At 67.3% G+C, this 19,038-nt stretch carries 18 protein-coding genes; 14 read left to right on the top strand and 4 right to left on the bottom strand.

The window, feature by feature from the left end:
- The first annotated feature begins 87 nt into the window (after positions 1–87).
- Positions 88–2,190: a sensor histidine kinase gene (locus AC5P7I_RS13615; RefSeq protein WP_032961901.1), complete on the top strand. Its 2,103-nt coding sequence runs from the start codon at positions 88–90 to the stop codon at positions 2,188–2,190.
- A gap of 4 nt (positions 2,191–2,194) precedes the next feature.
- Entirely contained in the window at positions 2,195–3,967 is a 1,773-nt protein-coding gene (locus AC5P7I_RS13610) for an EAL domain-containing protein (protein WP_014647070.1), read from the top strand.
- 414 nt (positions 3,968–4,381) lie between these two features.
- Here AC5P7I_RS13610 and AC5P7I_RS13605 read toward each other — a convergent pair whose 3' ends face one another.
- From AC5P7I_RS13605 to flgA, 4 genes are all read right to left on the bottom strand, one after another.
- Entirely contained in the window at positions 4,382–5,608 is a 1,227-nt protein-coding gene (locus AC5P7I_RS13605; protein ID WP_262087562.1) for an ATP-binding protein, read from the bottom strand.
- 91 nt (positions 5,609–5,699) lie between these two features.
- On the bottom strand, positions 5,700–6,038 hold the full coding sequence (locus AC5P7I_RS13600; protein WP_041863395.1) for a flagella protein: 339 nt from the start codon (positions 6,036–6,038) through the stop codon (positions 5,700–5,702).
- Positions 6,035–6,340 carry a flagellar biosynthesis anti-sigma factor FlgM gene (gene flgM / locus AC5P7I_RS13595; protein ID WP_014647067.1) on the bottom strand — a complete coding sequence of 102 codons (306 nt, stop codon included), beginning with the start codon at positions 6,338–6,340 and terminating at the stop codon, positions 6,035–6,037. The genes AC5P7I_RS13600 and flgM overlap by 4 nt, the downstream gene beginning before the upstream one ends.
- Positions 6,341–6,415: 75 nt before the next feature.
- Positions 6,416–7,072: a flagellar basal body P-ring formation chaperone FlgA gene (flgA, locus tag AC5P7I_RS13590; RefSeq protein WP_032961903.1), complete on the bottom strand. Its 657-nt coding sequence runs from the start codon at positions 7,070–7,072 to the stop codon at positions 6,416–6,418.
- 259 nt (positions 7,073–7,331) lie between these two features.
- Between flgA and AC5P7I_RS13585 the strand changes: the two genes are divergently transcribed.
- The 12 genes from AC5P7I_RS13585 to flgL all read left to right on the top strand — a co-directional run bounded on the left by AC5P7I_RS13585 (position 7,332) and on the right by flgL (position 19,011).
- Positions 7,332–8,276, top strand: a complete 945-nt coding sequence (locus tag AC5P7I_RS13585) for a chemotaxis protein (RefSeq protein WP_014037130.1) — start codon at positions 7,332–7,334, stop codon at positions 8,274–8,276.
- Positions 8,277–8,427: 151 nt separating this feature from the next.
- A complete protein-coding gene (gene flgB, locus AC5P7I_RS13580; protein WP_005409576.1) occupies positions 8,428–8,823 on the top strand; it encodes a flagellar basal body rod protein FlgB in 396 nt (131 codons plus the stop codon).
- Positions 8,824–8,826: 3 nt separating this feature from the next.
- Positions 8,827–9,234 carry a flagellar basal body rod protein FlgC gene (flgC, locus tag AC5P7I_RS13575; RefSeq protein WP_005416461.1) on the top strand — a complete coding sequence of 136 codons (408 nt, stop codon included), beginning with the start codon at positions 8,827–8,829 and terminating at the stop codon, positions 9,232–9,234.
- Between the two features lie 23 nt (positions 9,235–9,257).
- Positions 9,258–9,941: a flagellar hook assembly protein FlgD gene (locus tag AC5P7I_RS13570; RefSeq protein WP_014647064.1), complete on the top strand. Its 684-nt coding sequence runs from the start codon at positions 9,258–9,260 to the stop codon at positions 9,939–9,941.
- Positions 9,942–9,973: 32 nt separating this feature from the next.
- A complete protein-coding gene (gene flgE, locus AC5P7I_RS13565; RefSeq protein ID WP_197621743.1) occupies positions 9,974–11,197 on the top strand; it encodes a flagellar hook protein FlgE in 1,224 nt (407 codons plus the stop codon).
- 32 nt (positions 11,198–11,229) lie between these two features.
- The gene (locus AC5P7I_RS13560) at positions 11,230–11,979 is read left to right on the top strand and encodes a flagellar basal body rod protein FlgF (protein WP_014647062.1); all 750 of its coding nucleotides are present in this window, start codon (positions 11,230–11,232) and stop codon (positions 11,977–11,979) included.
- A gap of 103 nt (positions 11,980–12,082) precedes the next feature.
- Complete coding sequence (flgG, locus tag AC5P7I_RS13555; RefSeq protein ID WP_005409571.1) at positions 12,083–12,868, top strand: flagellar basal-body rod protein FlgG; 786 nt, start codon at positions 12,083–12,085, stop codon at positions 12,866–12,868.
- A 22-nt stretch (positions 12,869–12,890) separates the two neighbouring features.
- Entirely contained in the window at positions 12,891–13,583 is a 693-nt protein-coding gene (gene flgH / locus AC5P7I_RS13550) for a flagellar basal body L-ring protein FlgH (protein ID WP_014647061.1), read from the top strand.
- Between the two features lie 2 nt (positions 13,584–13,585).
- Entirely contained in the window at positions 13,586–14,722 is a 1,137-nt protein-coding gene (locus AC5P7I_RS13545) for a flagellar basal body P-ring protein FlgI (protein WP_041863393.1), read from the top strand.
- A 1-nt stretch (position 14,723) separates the two neighbouring features.
- Positions 14,724–15,923: a flagellar assembly peptidoglycan hydrolase FlgJ gene (gene flgJ / locus AC5P7I_RS13540; protein ID WP_262087561.1), complete on the top strand. Its 1,200-nt coding sequence runs from the start codon at positions 14,724–14,726 to the stop codon at positions 15,921–15,923.
- An 8-nt stretch (positions 15,924–15,931) separates the two neighbouring features.
- Positions 15,932–17,812: a flagellar hook-associated protein FlgK gene (gene flgK / locus AC5P7I_RS13535; protein WP_262087560.1), complete on the top strand. Its 1,881-nt coding sequence runs from the start codon at positions 15,932–15,934 to the stop codon at positions 17,810–17,812.
- Positions 17,809–19,011, top strand: a complete 1,203-nt coding sequence (gene flgL / locus AC5P7I_RS13530) for a flagellar hook-associated protein FlgL (RefSeq protein WP_014647057.1) — start codon at positions 17,809–17,811, stop codon at positions 19,009–19,011. Before flgK ends, flgL begins: the two co-directional genes overlap by 4 nt.
- Positions 19,012–19,038: the final 27 nt, after the last annotated feature.

The following is a 19,038-nucleotide window of genomic DNA, read 5'->3' as shown; positions in this document are numbered from 1 at the left end:
TGGTTAACGGCGCCTGCGGCGGATAATTGAGTGGTCACGGCACGCTGCGGGGTAAGATGACCGGCGCCCCTGTCACCCGCCCCGTCCATGCCCGCAGAACCGACCGGCAACGCCCCAGTTCCCGACCCGCGGATGGCGCAGGCGCTGAGCCGTGACCGGCGCCGGGTGGTGCTGAGCTACCTGGTGATGGCGCTGGCCTGGATGATCTCCACCGACAGCGTGGTGCAGGCGCTGGTGCCCGATCCGCAGCAGGCGGCCCTGTGGCAGGGCCTGAAGGGCTCGTTCTTCGCGCTGGCCAGCGCCGGCCTGCTCTATCTGCTGCTGCGCCCGCTGGCCGAACACGTGCTGCATACCCATGCGCGCCAGCAGGCCTCCGAGCTGCGCCTGCGGCAGATGTTCGAGGGCAACCCCGGGCCGATCCTCGTCTACGACCTGGACACGCTGGCGATCCTCGATGCCAACCCCGCCGCCTGCAGCGCCTTCGGCTGGGACCGCGACGAGCTGCTGGAACAGACCATCGACGCCTTGTGGCCGCCGGGCCAGGATCAGGCCCTGCAGACCAAGCTGGAGGCGATCCGCGAGGCGCCCGAGGAGCTGTGCATCCTGCGCGCTCAGCTGCAGCTGCGCGATGGCGCGCTGCGGCAGATGGAGCTGCGCTCCAACGCCATCAGCTACGACGGCCACAACGCCCGCCTGCTGATCGCCATCGACCGCACCGCCGAGGATCTGGCCCAGCTGCGCCGCGACCAGGCGTTGGCCCGGGTGGAGGAAGCCCATGAGCTGGCCCGCATCGGCGCCTGGGAACTGGACCCGTCCACCGGGCTGGGCCGCTATTCCAACCAGGTCTATCGCCTGCTCGGCCGCCGCCCGCCCGAGGCCCGGCGCTGGCACCGCTTCGATGAGCTGCTGGTGCCGGCCGACCCGGCCACCGCCACCCAGACCGAACAGCTGCTGGCCGAACTGTGCTCCGGCGAGCCGGTACAGGTGGACGTGCTGCTGCCGCTGCTGTCGATGGACGGCCGTGCATTGATGGTGCACCTGCGGGCGGCCAGCGGTATCGACGAAGCCGGCCGCAGCCGCGTGCTGGGGACGCTGCAGGACGTGACCGAGCGCGAGCAGTCGCGGCGCCTGCTGCGCGAGCGCGAGGAACAGTTCCGCGAGCTGGTGCGGGTACTGCCCGACGGCGTGGTGATCCTCTCCGACGAGCACGTGCTGTACGCCAACGCCTGGGCCGCCGGCCTGTTCGGCTACGGCAGCCACACCCTGCTGGGCGAGCCGCTGTCGGCACTGGTCGCTGCCGCCGACCTGCCACGGGTGCGCAGCCAGCTGCGCGCCGGCCAGCCCCACCTGGGGCCGGGCCACAGCAGCGTGGTGGCCATGCAGCGTGCGGACGGCCGCAGCTTCCATGCCGGTCTGGCGGTGGGCGAAGTGCGCTACGGCGGTCGTGACTGCAAGCTGCTGATCGTACGCGACCTGAGCGATTCCGAACGCACCCGCAGGGCGCTGGAAACCAGCAATCGCGAGCTGCAGGCGATGGCCGGGCGGCTGTTCTCGCTGCAGGAGGACGAGCGTCGCGCGATCTCGCGCGACCTGCACGATGACATCGGCCAGGCCATTACCGCGATCAAGCTGTCGGCGCATGCGGCGCAGGATGAGGACGATCCGAAGCGTCGTGGCGAGGACCTGGCGCAGATCGTCAGCCTGGCTGACACCACCGTGGCCAAGCTGCGCGACATCTCCACCCTGCTGCGCCCGCCGCAGCTGGATGCACTGGGCCTGGAGGCGGCGCTGAGCTGGCAGGCGCGGGTGCTGTTCCGCTCTTCGCCGGTGGAGCTGCTGGCCGAGATCGAGCCGCTGCCGCACCGCCCCGACAACAGCATCGAACAAGCCTGCTTCCGCATCGCACAGGAAAGCCTGACCAATGCGCTGCGCCATGCGCGCGCCAGCCAGGTCCTGCTGCAGCTGCGCGACGTCAGCCAGCGTGGCCTGCACCTGCAGATCCGCGATGATGGTGAAGGCTTCGATCCGGACGGCCCGCGCGGCCTCGGCCTGATCGTGATGCGCGAGCGCGCGCAGAGCGTCGGTGGCCACGTGCGGATCGAATCCGCGCATGGCGAGGGCACCCTGATCGACGTCCACCTCCCCTACCAGGCGACCAGCATGGCCGCCGTCGATTCACCGGAATACTGAGCCTATGTGGAATCCCAACCTGCCCCCGGTCAGCATCGATGATGCCCCCGACCGCCTTGGCGCCGGCAACCCCGAGCTGCAGGCGATGGTTGCCGAGGCGGCCTCCGGCGGCATTGCGCTGATGCTGATGCACGTGGACATCGACCACTTCGCATCGGTCAACGAGAACATGAGTGCCGAAGTGGGCGATCAGGCGCTGGTACTGGTGGCGCAGCGCCTGCAGTCCTACCTGCGCGGGCGTGGCAAGCTGTGGCGGCATGGCAGCGACGAGTTCCTGATCGCGGTGCCCCGCACCGCGGACCTGCCGCTGCCGGAGGACTTCGCTGAAGAGATCCGCCAGCAGATGGAACTGCCGCTGTCGGTGCTTCCATACACGCTGTTCATGACCGGCAAGCTGGGCGTGAGCCTGTGCCCGGAACATGCCAGCAGCGCCTCGCGCCTGCTCGACCATGCCGAAGATGCGCTGTACCAGGCCGCCCGCGAAGGCGGCAATGCCGTGCGCATCCATGCCGTGGATACCCCGCCGAGCGCGCACAGCGAGAGCATCATCGCGCGCCAGATCGTCGATGCCATTCCCAATGGCGAGCTGAAGCTGCGTTACCAGCCGCTGGTGAGCGCCCGCGACGGCCACGTGGTCGGCATGGAAGCGCTGCTGCGCTGGCAGTCGCCGACCCTGGGCATGCTGGTGCCGGAGCGCTTCATGCGCACCGCCGAGCGCCTGGGCATCATCGTGCAGATCGGCACCTGGGTGCTGGAAGGCGCATTGAAGCAGGCGCGGTTGTGGCGCGACCAGGGCTTTGATGACTTCACCATCGCGGTGAACGTGTCCACCCTGCAGCTGCTGCGGCCGAACTTCTTCGCCGAGGTGATGTCCCTGCTGCAGGCCGCGGGCGTGCCGGCGCACATGCTGACGCTGGAGATCAACGAGAGCGCGCTGACCAACAACGTCAATTTCGTCCATGAAACGCTGGCCAACCTGCGCAACGAAGGCATCAGCCTGAGCCTGGACAACTTCGGCACCGGCGATTCCAGCCTCAGCGCGCTGGTGCGCTACCCGGTGGACAAGCTGAAGATCGACCGCAGCTTCATCAAGAGCGCACCGGCTGGCAATCGCGAAGCAGCCATTGCCCGCGCGATCATTGCCATGGGCCACCAGCTGGGCATGACCGTGATTGCCAACGGCGTGGAATCGCAGGCCCAACTGGGCTTCCTGCGCCGCAACGACTGCGATGTGTTCCAGGGCTACCTGTTCGGCGAGCCGATGTCGGCCGATGCCGCCGGCATGACCCTGCGCCGGCGCTACCTGCGCCCGGAAGCCTTCGCCGAAACGCGCCCGGACCGCACGTTGCTGCTGCTGGATGACGAGGAGAACGTGCTGCGCTCGCTGGTGCGCCTGTTCCGCCGCGACGGCTACCGCATCCTGGCCGCTGGCAACGTGCGTGACGCCTTTGATCTGCTGGCGATCAACGACGTGCAGGTGATCCTGTCCGACCAGCGCATGAGCGACATGAGCGGCACCGAGTTCCTGGGCCGGGTGAAGATGCTGTACCCGGATACGATCCGCCTGGTGCTGTCGGGCTACACCGATCTGAACACGGTGACCGATGCGATCAACCGCGGCGCGATCTATCGCTTCCTGACCAAGCCGTGGAACGACGACGAGCTGCGCAAGCACATCCACCAGGCATTCCGCACGTACGAAGAACAGCGCCGTAGCAATGCCGGCCCGGCACCGGTGGAAACCGGGGATGGTGGCGAGGATCGGCCGCTGCGGTGATGATCGGGTAGAGCCGGCCGCTGGCCGGCTGCCTTGGGTGCCCGGCTTCAATGAGGTTGCCGGGCAGCGGCCGGCACTACCGTCGATTGGCCCCGGTAGAGCCGGCCGCTGGCCGGCTGCTCTGGGTGTCCGGTTCCAATGAGGTTGCCGGCCAGCGGCCGGCACTACCATCGATCGGCCCCGGTAGAGCCGGCCGCTGGCCGGCTGCCCTGGGTGCCCGGCTTCAATGAGGTTGCCGGCCAGCGGCCGGCACTACCATCGATGGGCCCCGGTAGAGCCGGCCGCTGGCCGGCTGCTCTGGGTGGCCGGGTTCAATGAAGCTGCCGGCCAGCGGCCGGCACTACCATCGATAGGCCCCGGTAGAGCCGGCCGCTGGCCGGCTGCTCTGGGTGTCCGGTTCCACTTCGGAAGCGGTCAGCGCGGCTGCTTCACCGGCAGCACCACGCGGAAGCGCGAGCCCACGCCCGGGGTGCTGTCCAGGTCGATGCGGCCGTGATGCTTGTTGATGATGCTGTAGGAGATCGACAGGCCCAGACCGGTGCCACTGCCGACCGGCTTGGTGGTGAAGAACGGATCGAAAATGCGCTGGCGCAGTTCCGGCGAGATGCCGCCGCCGGTGTCTTCGAATTCAACCCACACGTGATCGCCATCAACGCCGGTGCGCACAATGATCGTGCCGCGCTCGGCGATGGCATGGCCAGCGTTGAGCAGCAGGTTCATGTAGACCTGGTTCAACTCCGACGGCAGGCACTCCACCAGCGGCAACTGGCCGAATTCGCGTACCAGGGTGACCTTGTACTTGAGTTCGTTCCAGATGATGTTGATGGTCGATTCCAGGCCCGCGTGCAGGTCGACCAGCTTCCACGATTCGTCGCGACCGGAATACGAGAAGTCCTTCAGGTCGCGCACGATGCGGGTAACGCGCTCGATGCCTTCGCGCGATTCGGCCATCAGCTGCGGCAGGTCGCGGCTGATGAAGTCGATGTCCAGGCGGTCACGGATGTCATCGATTTCCGGGATCAGTGCCTTCGGGTCCGGCGCGCGCAGGGCGCGCTCGTAGGCTTCGATCACGGTGAACAGGCTGCGCAGGTACTCCTGCAGGCTGCCCAGGTTGGAGTGCACGTAACCGATCGGGTTGTTGATCTCGTGCGCGACGCCGGCGGCGAGCTGGCCGATCGAGGCCATCTTCTCCGACTGCAGCAGCTTTTCCTGGGTGCCATTGAGGCGCAGGTAGGCCTGGCGCAGCTCGGCGTGGCGCTGCTGCAGTTCGCGCTCGTAGTCTTCCTGCCCTTCGATGTGGCGGAACAACGCAAGGAAATGCCCTTCGCCGACCGGACCATGGTGGTACAGGTGGGCGATGACCACGCCCTCGCCCAGCGGCAGGCTGCCATTCCAGTGGCCATGCTGGCGGGCCTGCTCCAGTGCATCAGGGGGGAGCAGCTCGCGCAGCCGCTGCGGCGGCGGCAATCCGCCGTCCGAGCCACTGGCCAGCAGGTTCTGCGCGGCCGGGTTGGCCAGGGCCACCTGCCCGTCTTCAGTGAACAGCAGCAGGCCTTCGCGCAGGCGCTCAAGCAGGGCCTGCAGCACCGGCTGCGGCGGAAGGGGGGCGGTAACCAGGGCGTTGGCAGCGGCAGCGGACACGGCGACTCGGGGCGTTCGAACAGGCGCCCAATATACGCGGTCATGCAGCGGGCTTCAGCCCACCGGGAGGGGGTGTGCGACCGCCGTCGCGTCAGGCGACGGCGAGTGGCCGGCCGATGCTGACCGTGTGCGACTGGCCCTTGGCATCGTAGGCCGAGGCATCTTCGGTACGGCCGAGCTGGCGCAGCGCCCAGTTCACCTCGCGGCGACGGCGCGACAGCAGCACGCCGTTGGCGCGGTTGCGCTCGGCCAGTTCCTGCAGCTGTTCGCCCTCGCCCACCGGCGGCGCGCCTTCCAGCGCACGCAGCGCTTCCAGCTTGGCGCCGGTGGCCCGGATCAGGGCGTGCATGTCGTGCTCGACCAGGGCCTGGCGCTCAACGTCCAGGGCCTGGGCGAGGCGCTGCAGCGGCTCGCTCATCGCCGCAGTCATCCGTGCAGCTGCTGGTCCAGATCGAGCATGCGCGATGCGATCGCGTCCGGATTGATCTTGTAGGTGCCGTTCTGCAGTGACTCGCGCACGGCCGCCACGCGCTGGGCGTCGATCGCCGGGGCGGTGGTCAGCTCACGCTCGATGGCCTGCAGATTGGTGGCCTCGCCGGTCAGGCGCAGGCTGTCGGCCGCCTCGACCGGGCGCGCCGCCGCATCGGTGCTGACGCCGGGCTTGCTGGCCGGGGTCGTCACGCTGCGCAGTGCCTGGGGGACCTGCAGGTTGCCGTCGATTTTCTGGCTCATGGGGTGTCCTGGAGTTGCCGTTCACAAGGGATAACGGCCGCAGGGCCGTGATCTTTAGGGATATTTTGCGGTAAATCAACGCGCCACGATTACGTCACCTGCGGCGTCGACCGTGCCCTGCACGATCCGCCGCGAGGACAGGTTCTCGACCGAGACCCGCTCGTTCTCACCGGCATCACCCATCGCACGGCCGGCAATGCGCACCTCGACCGAGCCGCGACGCGACACCAGGGCTACATTGTCTCCTCGCTTGATGAGACGCTGGACCACCAGATCGTTGTTCGACAGCAGCGCTCCGGCCTGCAACGGACGGCGGGCGATGCGGCCGATCGCTGCATTGGGATCGGACAGCACCGCGCCGGCAATCCGGGCAGCGTCACGCTGGGCAGTGGTGATATCGGCGGCCGTGAGGGTTTCTCCAGTGCCGATTCCGCGGTTGAGCACCAGCACGGTCTGGTTGCGCCGCACCTTCACCGGCACGAACAGGCGCCAGCCGCCCGCATCGGGACAGCTCACCTCCACCGTGGTGTTGGCGGTGGGCTGCACCTGCAACGCGCTGCCGCATTTCGGCAGGCGCAGCGCATCGGCCACCTGCGCCTCGCCTTCACTGCCGGCAGGCAGCGTCGACAGCGCCGCAGTGCGGATGCTGGCCACCGGCTGCCAGTCCGTGGCGCCCGCCCACGGCGCGGCCAGGGCGAGCGCGATGGCGAACAGCGATGTGACCCGGCGCATGGCGCCTCCTGTCGATGGGATCTGGCCCAGCAGCGTGCAAGGGGTGTGCCAGAGACCGGGTCCCGTTGATCGGATCCGGGATGGGGATTCGACCGGATGGGTAGAGTCGACTGCCAGTCGACTTTCGCGCGAAGCGCGGGGTTTCCCGTGATCGGATCGAAGAGCAGTCGACTGACAGTCGACTCTACAAACGCGGTGTGGAGCGCGCGGACGACAGAGCGCCCTCAAGTTCCGCCCCCACCACGCCGATACAGCAGCCATGTCCCATGACCTGCTCAACCGGATCGACCAGCGGACCCGACTGGCCGGCCACAACCGCCTGGCGCTGCTGCTGTTCCGCCTCGGCGGACGTCAGCTTTTTGGCGTCAATGTCTTCAAGGTGCAGGAAGTCCTGCGCCGCCCGGAGCTGTTCCAGGTGCCCGGCCTGCCCAGCCAGTTCTCCGGCGTGGCCGACGTGCGCGGCCGCTCGGTGCCGGTACTGGACCTGGGCCTGGCGATCGGCCACCCCGAGCGCGAACCGGACGCGGACACCTCGCCCGGCTACCTGGTCGTCACCGAATTCAACCGCTCGATCCAGGGCTTCCTGGTCAGTGGCGTCGAACGCATCGTCAACATCGCGGTGGAAGACATCCACCCGCCACCGGAGCTGGGCGCCGAGTCGAGCTACCTGACCGCGGTGACCCGCTTCCAGGGCGAGCTGATCCAGGTGATCGACGTTGAGAGCGTGCTGGCCGATATCGCCCAGGTGCGCGGAGAAGCGGTACTCGACCCGGCAATGGCCATGCCCGCCGACGGCCCGCAGCTGCAGGTGCTGGTGGTGGACGACTCGCGCGTGGCCCGCCAGCAGATCCGCAGCGTGCTGGACCAGCTGGGCGTGGGTGCCACCCTGCTTTCCGACGGCAAGCAGGCGCTGGACCACCTGCTGCAGGTCCACGCCTCGGGGGAAAACCCGGCTGAGCGCTATGCCATGGTCATCTCGGACATCGAGATGCCGGCCATGGATGGCTACACGCTGACGACGGAAATCCGGCGCCACCCGGGCCTGGCCGGCCTGTACGTGCTGCTGCACACCTCGCTGTCGGGCGTCTTCAACAACGCCATGGTCGAGCGCGTCGGCGCCAATGCGTTCGTCGCCAAGTACTCGCCGCACGAGCTGGCCGACTTCGTGCTGGACCGCCTGCGCAAGGTGGCGCTGGCGGCGTAAGGCCCGCCGAGGGGTCGGATGCCGGAACGGGCTCCGACCCCGCATCGCAACGCGTCAACCACGGGGTCAGAGCCCCTGCGGGGATCTGACCCCCTCTCCATTTGGCACACCCCTTGCAGCTTCCCGGGCAACGTTCCCGTGGGAGTGCACCGTGCGCAACCTGATTACCGACTACCTGGGCGTCCACGCCCAGGCCATGCCGTTGCGCGAACAGCGGATGAAGCTGATCGCCAGCAACCTCGGCAATGCCGACACTCCCGGCTACAAGGCCCAGGACCTGGACTTCGATGCCGCCCTGCGCCACGCCCAGGGGCAGGATGCCAATGGCCTGATGGCCACCACCCATGAGCAGCACTACGAGATCAGTAGTGGCCTGAACCCGTTCCAGATCGCGCGCGAAGGCGTGCAGCCCAGCCTGGACGGCAACACCGTCGACCCCGATGCCGAGCGTGCCGCCTATGGCCGCGCCGCACTGGAATACCGCGCCTCGCTCAGCTTCGTCGAGAGCAAGGTGCGTTCCATGCTGACCGCGATCACGGGGCAATAAGCCATGAGCAACCTGCCGATCTTCGACATCGCCGGCTCCGCGCTGCAGGCACAGTCGGTGCGCATGAGCACCATCGCCTCCAACCTCTCCAATGCCGACACCGTCGCCGGTTCCGCCGACGCCGTGTACAAGCCGCTGGAACCGATCTTCCAGGCCGTCACCAGCAAGAACGATCCCAACATCACCTCGGTGAAGGTGAAGGAGATCACCCAGAGCGAGGCCGCGCCGATCAAGCGCTACGAGCCAGGCCACCCGCTGGCCGACGCCGATGGCTACATCTACCAGCCCGATGTCGATCCGGTGGCGCAGATGGTCAACCTGATCTCGACCTCGCGCAATTACCAGGCCGGCGTGGAGATGTTGACCACCGCCAAGGAACTGGCCCTGGCCACCCTGACCATGGGCCGCTGAGGCCCGCAGCACCGGATACCGCCATGACCACCGCCGTCAACAACCAGACCAGCCAGGACGTCTATTCCGCGCTGGGCCTGAACGCCCCCAACAGCAACGCCACGAAAAAGAAGAACACGCTGGACCAGGCCGACTTCCTGCGCCTGATGACCGAGCAGCTGCAGCACCAGGATCCGCTGAAGCCGATGGACAACACGCAGATGGTCGCGCAGATGGCGCAGATGTCCACCGTGCAGGGCATCACCGATCTGAACAAGACGGTGAAGGGCTTCCAGGAGTCGATGGCCAGCGACCAGGTGCTGCGTGGCGCTGCGCTGGTCGGCCACCAGGTGCTGGTGCCGTCGGAAAAGCTGGTGCTGGAGAAGGAAGGCAATGTCGAAGGCACGGTGGCTGCACCGTCGGCCGGCATCATCACCGTGGACATCACCGATGCCAACGGCGCCAAGGTCACCTCGCTGAGCGTGGAAGCCAAGGCTGCCGGCGAAACCGCCTTCCAGTGGGACGGCAAGGATGCCAACGGCAAGCGCATGGAGCCGGGCAAGTACTCCATCGTCGCCAACCATGTCGACACCGCCGGCAAGAGCACCAAGCTGTCCACCTACGTACAGGCGCCGGTGGAGAGCGTGACCGTTGGTTCCGACGGCCTGTACCTGAACCTCAAGGGCCTGGGCACGGCCCCGATCGACTACGTGCTCCGCGTCAGCTGAGCCGCACCTTCCGCATCAACCAGGAGCATCCCATGGGCTTCAATGTCTCGCTGTCCGGCATCAACGCCGCCAACACCGACCTGAGCGTCACCGCCAACAACGTCGCCAACGTCAACACTACCGGCTTCAAGCAGTCACGCGCGGAGTTCGCCGACCTGTTCGCTTCGACCAGCTACGGCCTGTCGAAGAACCAGACCGGCTCGGGCGTGCGCGTTTCCAACGTCGCCCAGCAGTTCATCCAGGGCCACAACGAGCAGACCGGGCGCAGCCTGGACATGGCCATTTCCGGTGAAGGCTTCTTCACCATGAACATGAATGGTTCGCGCGTGTACTCGCGCGCCGGCAACTTCCAGACCGACTCGGCCGGCTACGTGGTCAACCCGCAGGGTGCGCGCCTGCAGGTGTTCGCGCCGAATGCCGATGGCACCAACTTCGATGCAGGCCGCCTGGTCGACCTGCAGCTGCTGACCACCGACAGCCCGCCGAAGCAGACCAGCGAAGTGAAGGTTGGCTTCACCCTGCCGGCCAACGCCAAGCAACCGACGGTGGCGACCTTCGACCCGGCCGATTCGAACAGCTACAACCACTCCAGCGGTGGCATCACCGTGTACGACTCGCTGGGCGTGAGCCACATCCAGGTCTCGTACTTCGTCAAGGGCGCCAACCCCAACGAATGGACCGTGCGCAATTACGTCGATGGCCAGCCGGCCGGCGCAGCGACCCCGGTCACCTTCGACAACAGCGGCAAGCTGGTCGCACCTGCCAACGGCAAGGTCAGCCTCGGCACCTTCACCCCGACCACCGGTGCCGGCCAGTTGAACATGACGCTGGACATCAGCGGCTCCACCCAGTACGGCGAGAAGTTCGCCCTGCGCAATACCCAGCAGGACGGCTATGCCGCCGGCAAGCTCAACGAAGTGACCGTGTCCGAATCCGGCGTGGTCTACGCCCGCTATTCCAACGGCGACGACAAGCCACTGGGCCAGGTCGCCCTGACCACCTTCAACAACACGCAGGGCCTGGAATCGAAGGGCAACAACCTGTGGGTGGAGACCTTCGAATCGGGCACGCCGCGCACCGGCATGCCGGACACCTCCAACCTCGGCAAGATCCAGGCCGGCTCGCTGGAAGCGTCCACCGTCGATCTCACCGAGCAACTGGTCAACATGATCACCGCGCAGCGCAACTTCCAGGCCAACGCGCAGATGATCACCACGCAGGACCAGATCACCCAGACCGTCATCAACATCCGTTGATGAGCTGCTGACCCTGTCACGGAACTCCCCGCATGGATAAAGCTCTTTACGTGGCGATGACCGGTGCCCGCGCCTCCCTGCAGGCGCAGGGAACGCTCAGCCACAACCTCGCCAACTCGGACACCCCTGGCTTCAAGGAAGCGCTGGCCAACACCGAAGCCTTCCCGATCAAGGGCCCGGGCTTTGCCTCGCGGGTGGATGCGCTGCACGTCGACGCCGGCTTCAACCGTACTCCCGGCTCGCAGCACATCACCGGCAAGCCGCTGGATCTGTCCCTGCAGACCGGCACCTGGCTGGCCGTGCAGTCCAGCGACGGCAGTGAGGCATACACGCGCGGCGCTGCATTGTCGGTCACCCCGAACGGCCAGCTGGTGACCTCCAGCGGCCGTCCGGTACTGGATGACAACAACAACCCGATCGCCATTCCGCCCTACCAGGCGATGGAAATCGGTGCCGACGGCACGCTCTCGATCATCCCGCAGGGCGAAGGCCCGCAGACCATGGCGCAGATCGGCCGGATCAAGGTGGTACAGGCGCCGGACGAGCGCCTCGAGCGTGGCCTGGATGGCCTGTTCCGCAACACCGACCCACTGCAGCCGTTCGCACCGGCACAGGGCACGGCCGTGCACAGCGGCCAGCTGGAAGGCAGCAACGTCGATGCCGCCGGTGCACTGGTGCAGATGATCCAGTTGCAGCGCCAGTACGAAATGCAGGTGCAGGTGATCAAGCACGGCGACGACAACGCGCGCAGTGCCAACAACCTGCTGCGCCTGGGCAGCTGACGGAATTCCGGCGCCGCCCGGGCGCGGCGCTGGCACACCGCTTGCACACCCGTTACCAGGGGCCGCATCGCGCGGCCGGCTTTACCCAGACAGGACACCGAAGATGAACCAGGCATTGTGGATCGCGAAAACCGGACTGGATGCGCAGCAGATGCGCATGTCGGTGGTTTCCAACAACCTCGCCAACACCAACACCACCGGCTTCAAGCAGGACCGTGCCAGCTTCGAGGACCTGCTGTACCAGCAGGTGCGCCAGCCCGGCGGCTCTTCGTCGGCGCAGACCCAGCTGCCGACCGGCCTGCAGCTGGGTACCGGCGTACGCGTGGTCGCCACCGCCAAGAATTTCGAGCAGGGTGGCCAGCAGCAGACCGGCCGTGCGCTGGACGTGATGGTCAACGGCCGCGGCTTCTTCGAAGTGCAGATGCCCGACGGCAGCTCGGCCTACACCCGTGATGGCTCGTTCAAGATCAACCAGGACAGCGAGCTGGTCACCAACAGCGGCTACCCGGTGCAGCCGGGCATCCAGATTCCCGAGGGCGCGCAGTCGGTGACCATCGGTACCGACGGCACCATCAGCGTGAAGATGGCCGACGGCGCGGCGTCAGTGGAAGTGGGTGCGCTGACCCTGACCGACTTCGTCAATCCGGCCGGCCTGCAGGCGCGCGGCGAGAACCTGTTCCTGGAAACCACCGCTTCCGGTCCGGCACAGAACGGCAATCCCGGGCTCAACGGCCTCGGCACCGTGGTGCAGGGCGCGCTGGAAGGCAGCAACGTCAATGTGGTCGAAGAGCTGGTGTCGATGATCGAAACCCAGCGCGCCTACGAAATGAACGCCAAGGCAATCTCCACCACCGATTCGATGCTCGGCTATCTCAACAACAAGCTCTGACCGGCCCAACCGGGAAACCGCCATGTCGCCCATTTCCAGATTCACCCGCACTGCCCTCGCCTGCGCCGTGGTCGCCCTGCTCGGTGGCTGCGTGATCGCCGGCGACGTGCGCCCCTACGCGGCGATGGCACCGATCCAGCCGATCATGCCGCCGCAGGCCGCGCCGACCGCCGGTGCGATCTACGCTGCCGGCCCGACCCTGCAGCTATACTCGGACCGCCGCGCACGCGATGTCGGCGACCTGCTGACCATCACCCTGCTGGAAAACACCACCGCGCAGACCAGCGCCAACACGGCCACCAACAAGGAATCCAACCTGAGCCTGGGCACGCCGTCCATCCTCGGTGCGCCGGTCACCCTGGGCGGCAAGGACATCCTCAGTGCGACGGCCAAGGGCGCGCGTGACTTCACCGGCAAGGGCAACAGCGCGCAGAGCAACCGCCTGCAGGGCAGTGTCACCGTCACGGTGATCCAGCGCCTGCCCAATGGCAACCTGGTGGTACAGGGGCAGAAGAACCTGCGACTGAACCAGGGTGATGAACTGGTGCAGGTGCAGGGCATCGTGCGCCCGGGCGACATCAGCCAGGACAACACCATTCCTTCCAGCCGCGTGGCCGAAGCCCGCATCGTCTACGGCGGCCGCGGCCCGGTCGCGCAGTCCAACGCGATGGGCTGGCTGAGCCGCTTCTTCAATTCCGGCCTGACGCCGTTCTGAGTATGGCCATGAAACTCCTCCCCTCTTCTTCCTGGCAGCGCCGCGTGGCGTCGTTCGTCGCGCTGATGCTGCTGGTCGTGGCAGCCCCGGCCAGCGCCGAGCGCATCAAGGACCTGGCCCAGGTCGGCGGCGTGCGTGGTAACGCCCTGGTGGGCTACGGCCTGGTGGTCGGCCTGGATGGCAGCGGCGACCGCACCAGCCAGGCGCCCTTCACCGTGCAGAGCCTGAAGAACCTGCTCGGCGAGCTGGGCGTGAACGTACCGGCCAACGTCAATCCGCAGCTAAAGAATGTTGCGGCCGTCGCGATCCATGCCGAGCTGCCGCCGTTCGCCAAGCCGGGCCAGCCGATCGACATCACCGTGTCGTCGATCGGCAACGCCGTCTCGCTGCGCGGCGGCTCGCTGCTGATGGCCCCGCTGCGCGGCGCCGATGGCCAGATCTATGCGATCGCGCAGGGCAACCTGATCGTCGGCGGCTTTGGTGCGCAGGGCAAGGATGGTTCGCGGGTTTCGGTGAACGTACCGAGCGTGGGCCGCATTCCCAATGGCGCCACGGTCGAGCGTGCCCTGCCCGACCCGCTGGCCAATGGCGGCGACATCACGCTGAACCTGCACAACAACGATTTCACCACCGTTTCGCGCATGGTCGCCGCACTCAACAACGCGTTCGGCGAAGGCGCCGCGCGTGCGGTCGACGGCGTGACCGTGGCCGTGACTGCGCCGACCGATCCGGGCGCACGCATCGGCCTGCTGGCCCGCATCGAGAACCTGGAGCTGACCCCGGGCAGCGCCCCGGCCAAGGTCGTGGTCAATTCCCGCACCGGCACCGTGGTCATCGGCCAGCAGGTGCGGGTCGGCCCTGCCGCGATCTCGCATGGTTCGCTGACGGTGACGATCCAGGAGAACACCAACGTCAGCCAACCCAATGCCCTGTCCGGTGGCCGTACCGTGGCCAGCCCACAGTCGACCATCACCGCCACCAACGACGGCAGCCGCATGTTCAAGTTCAGCGGCGGCACCACCCTGGACGAGATCGTGCACGCGGTGAACGCCGTGGGCGCGGCGCCGGGCGACCTGATCGCGATCCTGGAAGCCCTGAAGCAGGCCGGCGCATTGAGTGCCGAGCTCGAGGTGATCTGACATGCGCATCAATCCCGCATTCGACCTGCACCCGGCGCAGCAGAACGACCCGGCGAAGATCGACAAGGTCGCACGCCAGCTGGAAGGCCAGTTCGCACAGATGCTGGTCAAGAGCATGCGTGATGCCAGTTTCGGCGACTCGCTGTTTCCCGGCGAGAACAAGATGTTCCGCGACATGTACGACCAGAAGATCGCCGAGGCGATGACCCGCGGCAAGGGGCTGGGCCTGTCCGGCATGATCAGCCGCCAGCTGTCCGGCCAGGCCGCCGACGGCCCCGCGCTGGATACCCGCGTGGATCCGGCCAAGGCCAGCCGCGCCTACCAGCTCAACGCGCCGGACAAGCCGGCACCGTCGCTGCCGTTGGAAGATGGCAGCCAGGCCGTGCGCATGCTGCAGCAGATGGCGGCCGGCGCACAGCACGGCGCGCAGGCCGCGCTGGCACCGATGGAACAGGCACTGGACCTGATCGCCGGTCGCGAAAGCAGCAGCCTGCACCGCTCGCTGGGCACCGAGGATCCGTACATCGGCAACCTGCAGGGCGAGGACTGGTCCGCCAACAACGACCAGTGGTCGGCGACGGCCAGCAACCGCGGTACGGCCATGAGCCAGGCCGATGCGATGGCTACCCGCACCGCGGTGGCCCAGCTGGGGCCGCACACGCCGGAAGGTTTCGTCGCCAGCATCTGGCAGCACGCGCAGAGCGCAGCCAGGGAACTGGGCGTGGATGCCCGCGCGCTGGTCGCCCAGGCCGCGTTGGAAACCGGCTGGGGCAAGCGCCACATCCGCCAGTCCGACGGCAGTACCTCGCACAATCTGTTCGGCATCAAGGCCACCGGCTGGAGCGGCCAGCGCGTTGCAGCCGGCACCCACGAATACGTGGATGGCGTGCGCCGCAACGAAACCGCCAGCTTCCGCGCCTACAGCTCGCCGGCCGAAAGCTTCGCCGACTACGTGCGCCTGCTGAAGACCAGCCCGCGCTACCAGCAGGCCCTGCAGGCCGGCACCGACGTGCAGGGCTTCGCCCGTGGCCTGCAGCGCGCCAGCTATGCCACCGACCCGCGCTATGCGGCCAAGATCGCCGCGATCGCCGGCGGCCCGACCATCGAGCGTGCCGTAGCGGCCGTGACCGACGCCGGCGCGCGCCTTGGCCAGACCTTCGCCAGCACCGCGACCGCGGCGCTGGGTATCACCCGTCGTTGAGGAACCCCATGTCCAGCGTACTTTCCACCGGTACCGGTGCCCTGCTCGCCTTCCAGCGTGCGTTGGCGACCACCAGCCACAACGTGGCCAACCTCAATACGCCCGGCTACAGCCGGCAGAAGGTCAACTTCGCTACCGCCGACCCGCAGAACTACGGCTATGGCACGGTCGGCAACGGCACCCGGATCACTGACATCCGCCGCACGGCCGACCAGCTGGCGATCTCGCGCCTGCTCGACAGCAGCGGTGAACTGGCGCGCCTGAAACAGCTTTCGGGCATGGCCGACCGGGTCAACGCGCTGTTCTCCGATGCGGCCACCAATGTGGCCGGCGTCTGGTCGAACTTCTTCGATTCGGTCAGTGGCCTGTCGTCCAACGCGGCCGGCACCGCCGACCGCCAGAACATGCTCGACGGCGGCAAGGCCTTGGCCAACCGCTTCGTGCAGCTCAACACGCACTTGAACAACCTCAACAGCGAGGTCAACAACGGCCTGCTGGCCGGTGCCACCGAGGTCAACCGCCTGGCGCAGGAAATCGCGCAGATCAACGGCGCCATCGGCACCAACATCGCCTCTGCCGCACCCGATCTGCTCGACCGCCGCGACCAGCTGATCACCCAGCTGATCGGCTACACCGGTGGCACGGCGGTGATCCAGGACGGCGGCATCATGAATGTCTACACCGCCGGCGGCAACGCGCTGGTGGTGGGTACCACGGCGACCAAGGTCACCACCGTGGCCGACCCGTACCAGCCCGAGCGCCTGCAGTTGGCGCTGGAGACCCAGGGCAACACCATCCGCCTCGACCCGAAGGCGGTCGGCGGCCAGATCGGTGGCCTGCTGGAATTCCGCGACACCGTGCTGACCCCTGCCCAGGCTGAACTGGGCAAGCTGGCGGTGGGCCTGGCCGAGAGCTTCAACCAGGCGCACCACCAGGGCGTGGACCTGTATGGCCAGCTGGGCGGGGACTTCTTCACCATCGGCAACCCGCGCGTCACCGGCAACAACAGCAATACCGGCACCGCCAGCCTCAGCGCAACCTACGGCGACCTGGGCAAGCTGGACGCGCAGAACGTGGTGCTGCAGTTCGATGGCACCAACTGGAAGGCCAGCCGCGCCGACACCGGCGCCAGCATCCCGCTGACCGGCACCGGCACCGCCGCCGATCCGCTGGTGATCAACGGCGTCAAGCTGGTCGTCGGCGGTACGCCGGCTGCAAATGACCGCTTCCTGCTGCAGCCGACCGCGGGCGTGGCCGGCAGCATGGAAGTGGCAATCACCGATCCGTCGCGCATCGCCGCCGCTGCAGCGGTGAAGGGCGCGGCCGCCACCGCCAACACCGGTAGCGGCAAGCTGAGCGGTGTCACCGTCACCGATTCGACCAACGCCAACCTGCGCAATCCGTCGGCGATCGTGTTCACCTCGGCCACCACCTACACCATCGACGGTGGGCCGCCGCAGACCTACACGCCCGGCCAGACCATCAGCGCCAACGGCTGGAGCTTCGTGCTGGACGGTGCACCGAAGGTGGGCGATACCTTCAACATCACCCCGACCCCGGCCGGTTCGTCGGACAACAGCAACGCGTCGAAGCTGGCCAAGGTGGAAAGCGCGAAGGCGTTCAACGCCGGAACGGTGACACTGAACGGCGCGCTGGGTGGCCTGACCACCCAGGTCGGCGCCGCCGCCCGCTCGGCCGAGTACTCGCTCGACGCGCAGCTGGTGATCAATGACAAGGCGCAGGAAGCCCGCGACGAAGTCTCCGGCGTGAACCTGGACGAGGAAGCGGCGGACATGCTGCGCCTGCAGCAGGCCTACCAGGCCGCCTCGCAGCTGATCTCGACCGCCGACAGCATGTTTCAGACCATCCTGGGAGCCGTCCGCCGATGAGCAGCCGCATCTCCACCAGCATGATGTTCAACCAGTCGGTGTCGCTGATGATGGCCAAGCAGGCCAAGCTCAGCCACCTGGAGCAGCAGATCGCCACCGGCAGCAAGATCGTCAGCGCCAAGGACGATCCGGTTGCCGCCGGCACTGCGGTCGGCCTTGACCGCAGCCTGGCTGCACTGGACCGCATGAAGCTCAATGCCGGCAACGTGCAGAACCGCCTGGGCGTGCAGGAAAACACCCTGGCACAGGTCAACGACCTGATGGCACGCGTCAACGATCTGACCATCCAGGCCAGCAACCCGGCGCTGAGCGCGGCGGACAAGAAGACGCTGATCACCGAGGTCAACCAGATCCGCGACGGCCTGCTGTCGCTGGCCAACGCCGATGATGGCACCGGCCGCTACGTGTTCGGTGGCACCAACGACGGCGACCCGCCGTTTGCCAAGATCAACGGCAAAGTGGTCTACCGTGGCGACCAGACCCAGCGCCAGGTTGAAGTCGGTCCGGATACCTACGTGAAGGACGCGCTGCCCGGCAGCGAGATCTTCATGCGCATTCCCACCGGCGATGGCTTCGTCGACGGCAGCGCTGCGGCCGGCAACACCGGCAACGGCGTGCTCACCAACATCACCCGCGACGGCAGCGACAGCTGGAACGGCCAGGGCTTCAGCGTGCGCTTCACCACTGGCAACCAATACGAGGTGGTGGACGGTGCGGGCAACGTGACCGGAACCGGCACCTACAAGGCCGGCGACGATCTGGAAGTGAACGGTGTGCGCCTGCGCATCACCGGCGCACCGGCAGCGGGCGACAGCTTCAGCGTACAGGCCGCGAGCAGCCGCGACATCTTCTCCACCATGGACAACCTGGTGGCGGCGCTGGGTGCCGACACCGGTACCACCGCGCAGATGACTGCGCAGCAGAACCAGCTGCAGAGCGCACTGCGCGACGTGGCGCGCGCTTCCGAGCGGATGATCGATTCGCGTGCCGCAGGCGGTGCGCAGTTGAAGGCGCTGGACAATGCCGCCGACATGCGCGAGGCCAATGGCGTGACCCTGAAGACCACGCTGTCGCAGATGCGCGACCTGGATTACGCCGATGCGCTGAGCCAGTACCAGCTGCAGAGCACCGCGCTGCAGGCGGCGCAGACGATCTTCTCGCAGATGCAGTCGATGTCGCTGTTCAACAAGCTGCGCTGACGCGCCGCCCGAGTCAGTCCCGAAAGG

This window comes from Stenotrophomonas sp. YJH_SMC_138 (assembly GCF_059369855.1).
The sequence above is the reverse complement of the archived record's forward strand: the minus strand, read 5'-3'. Positions and strand labels throughout refer to the sequence as shown.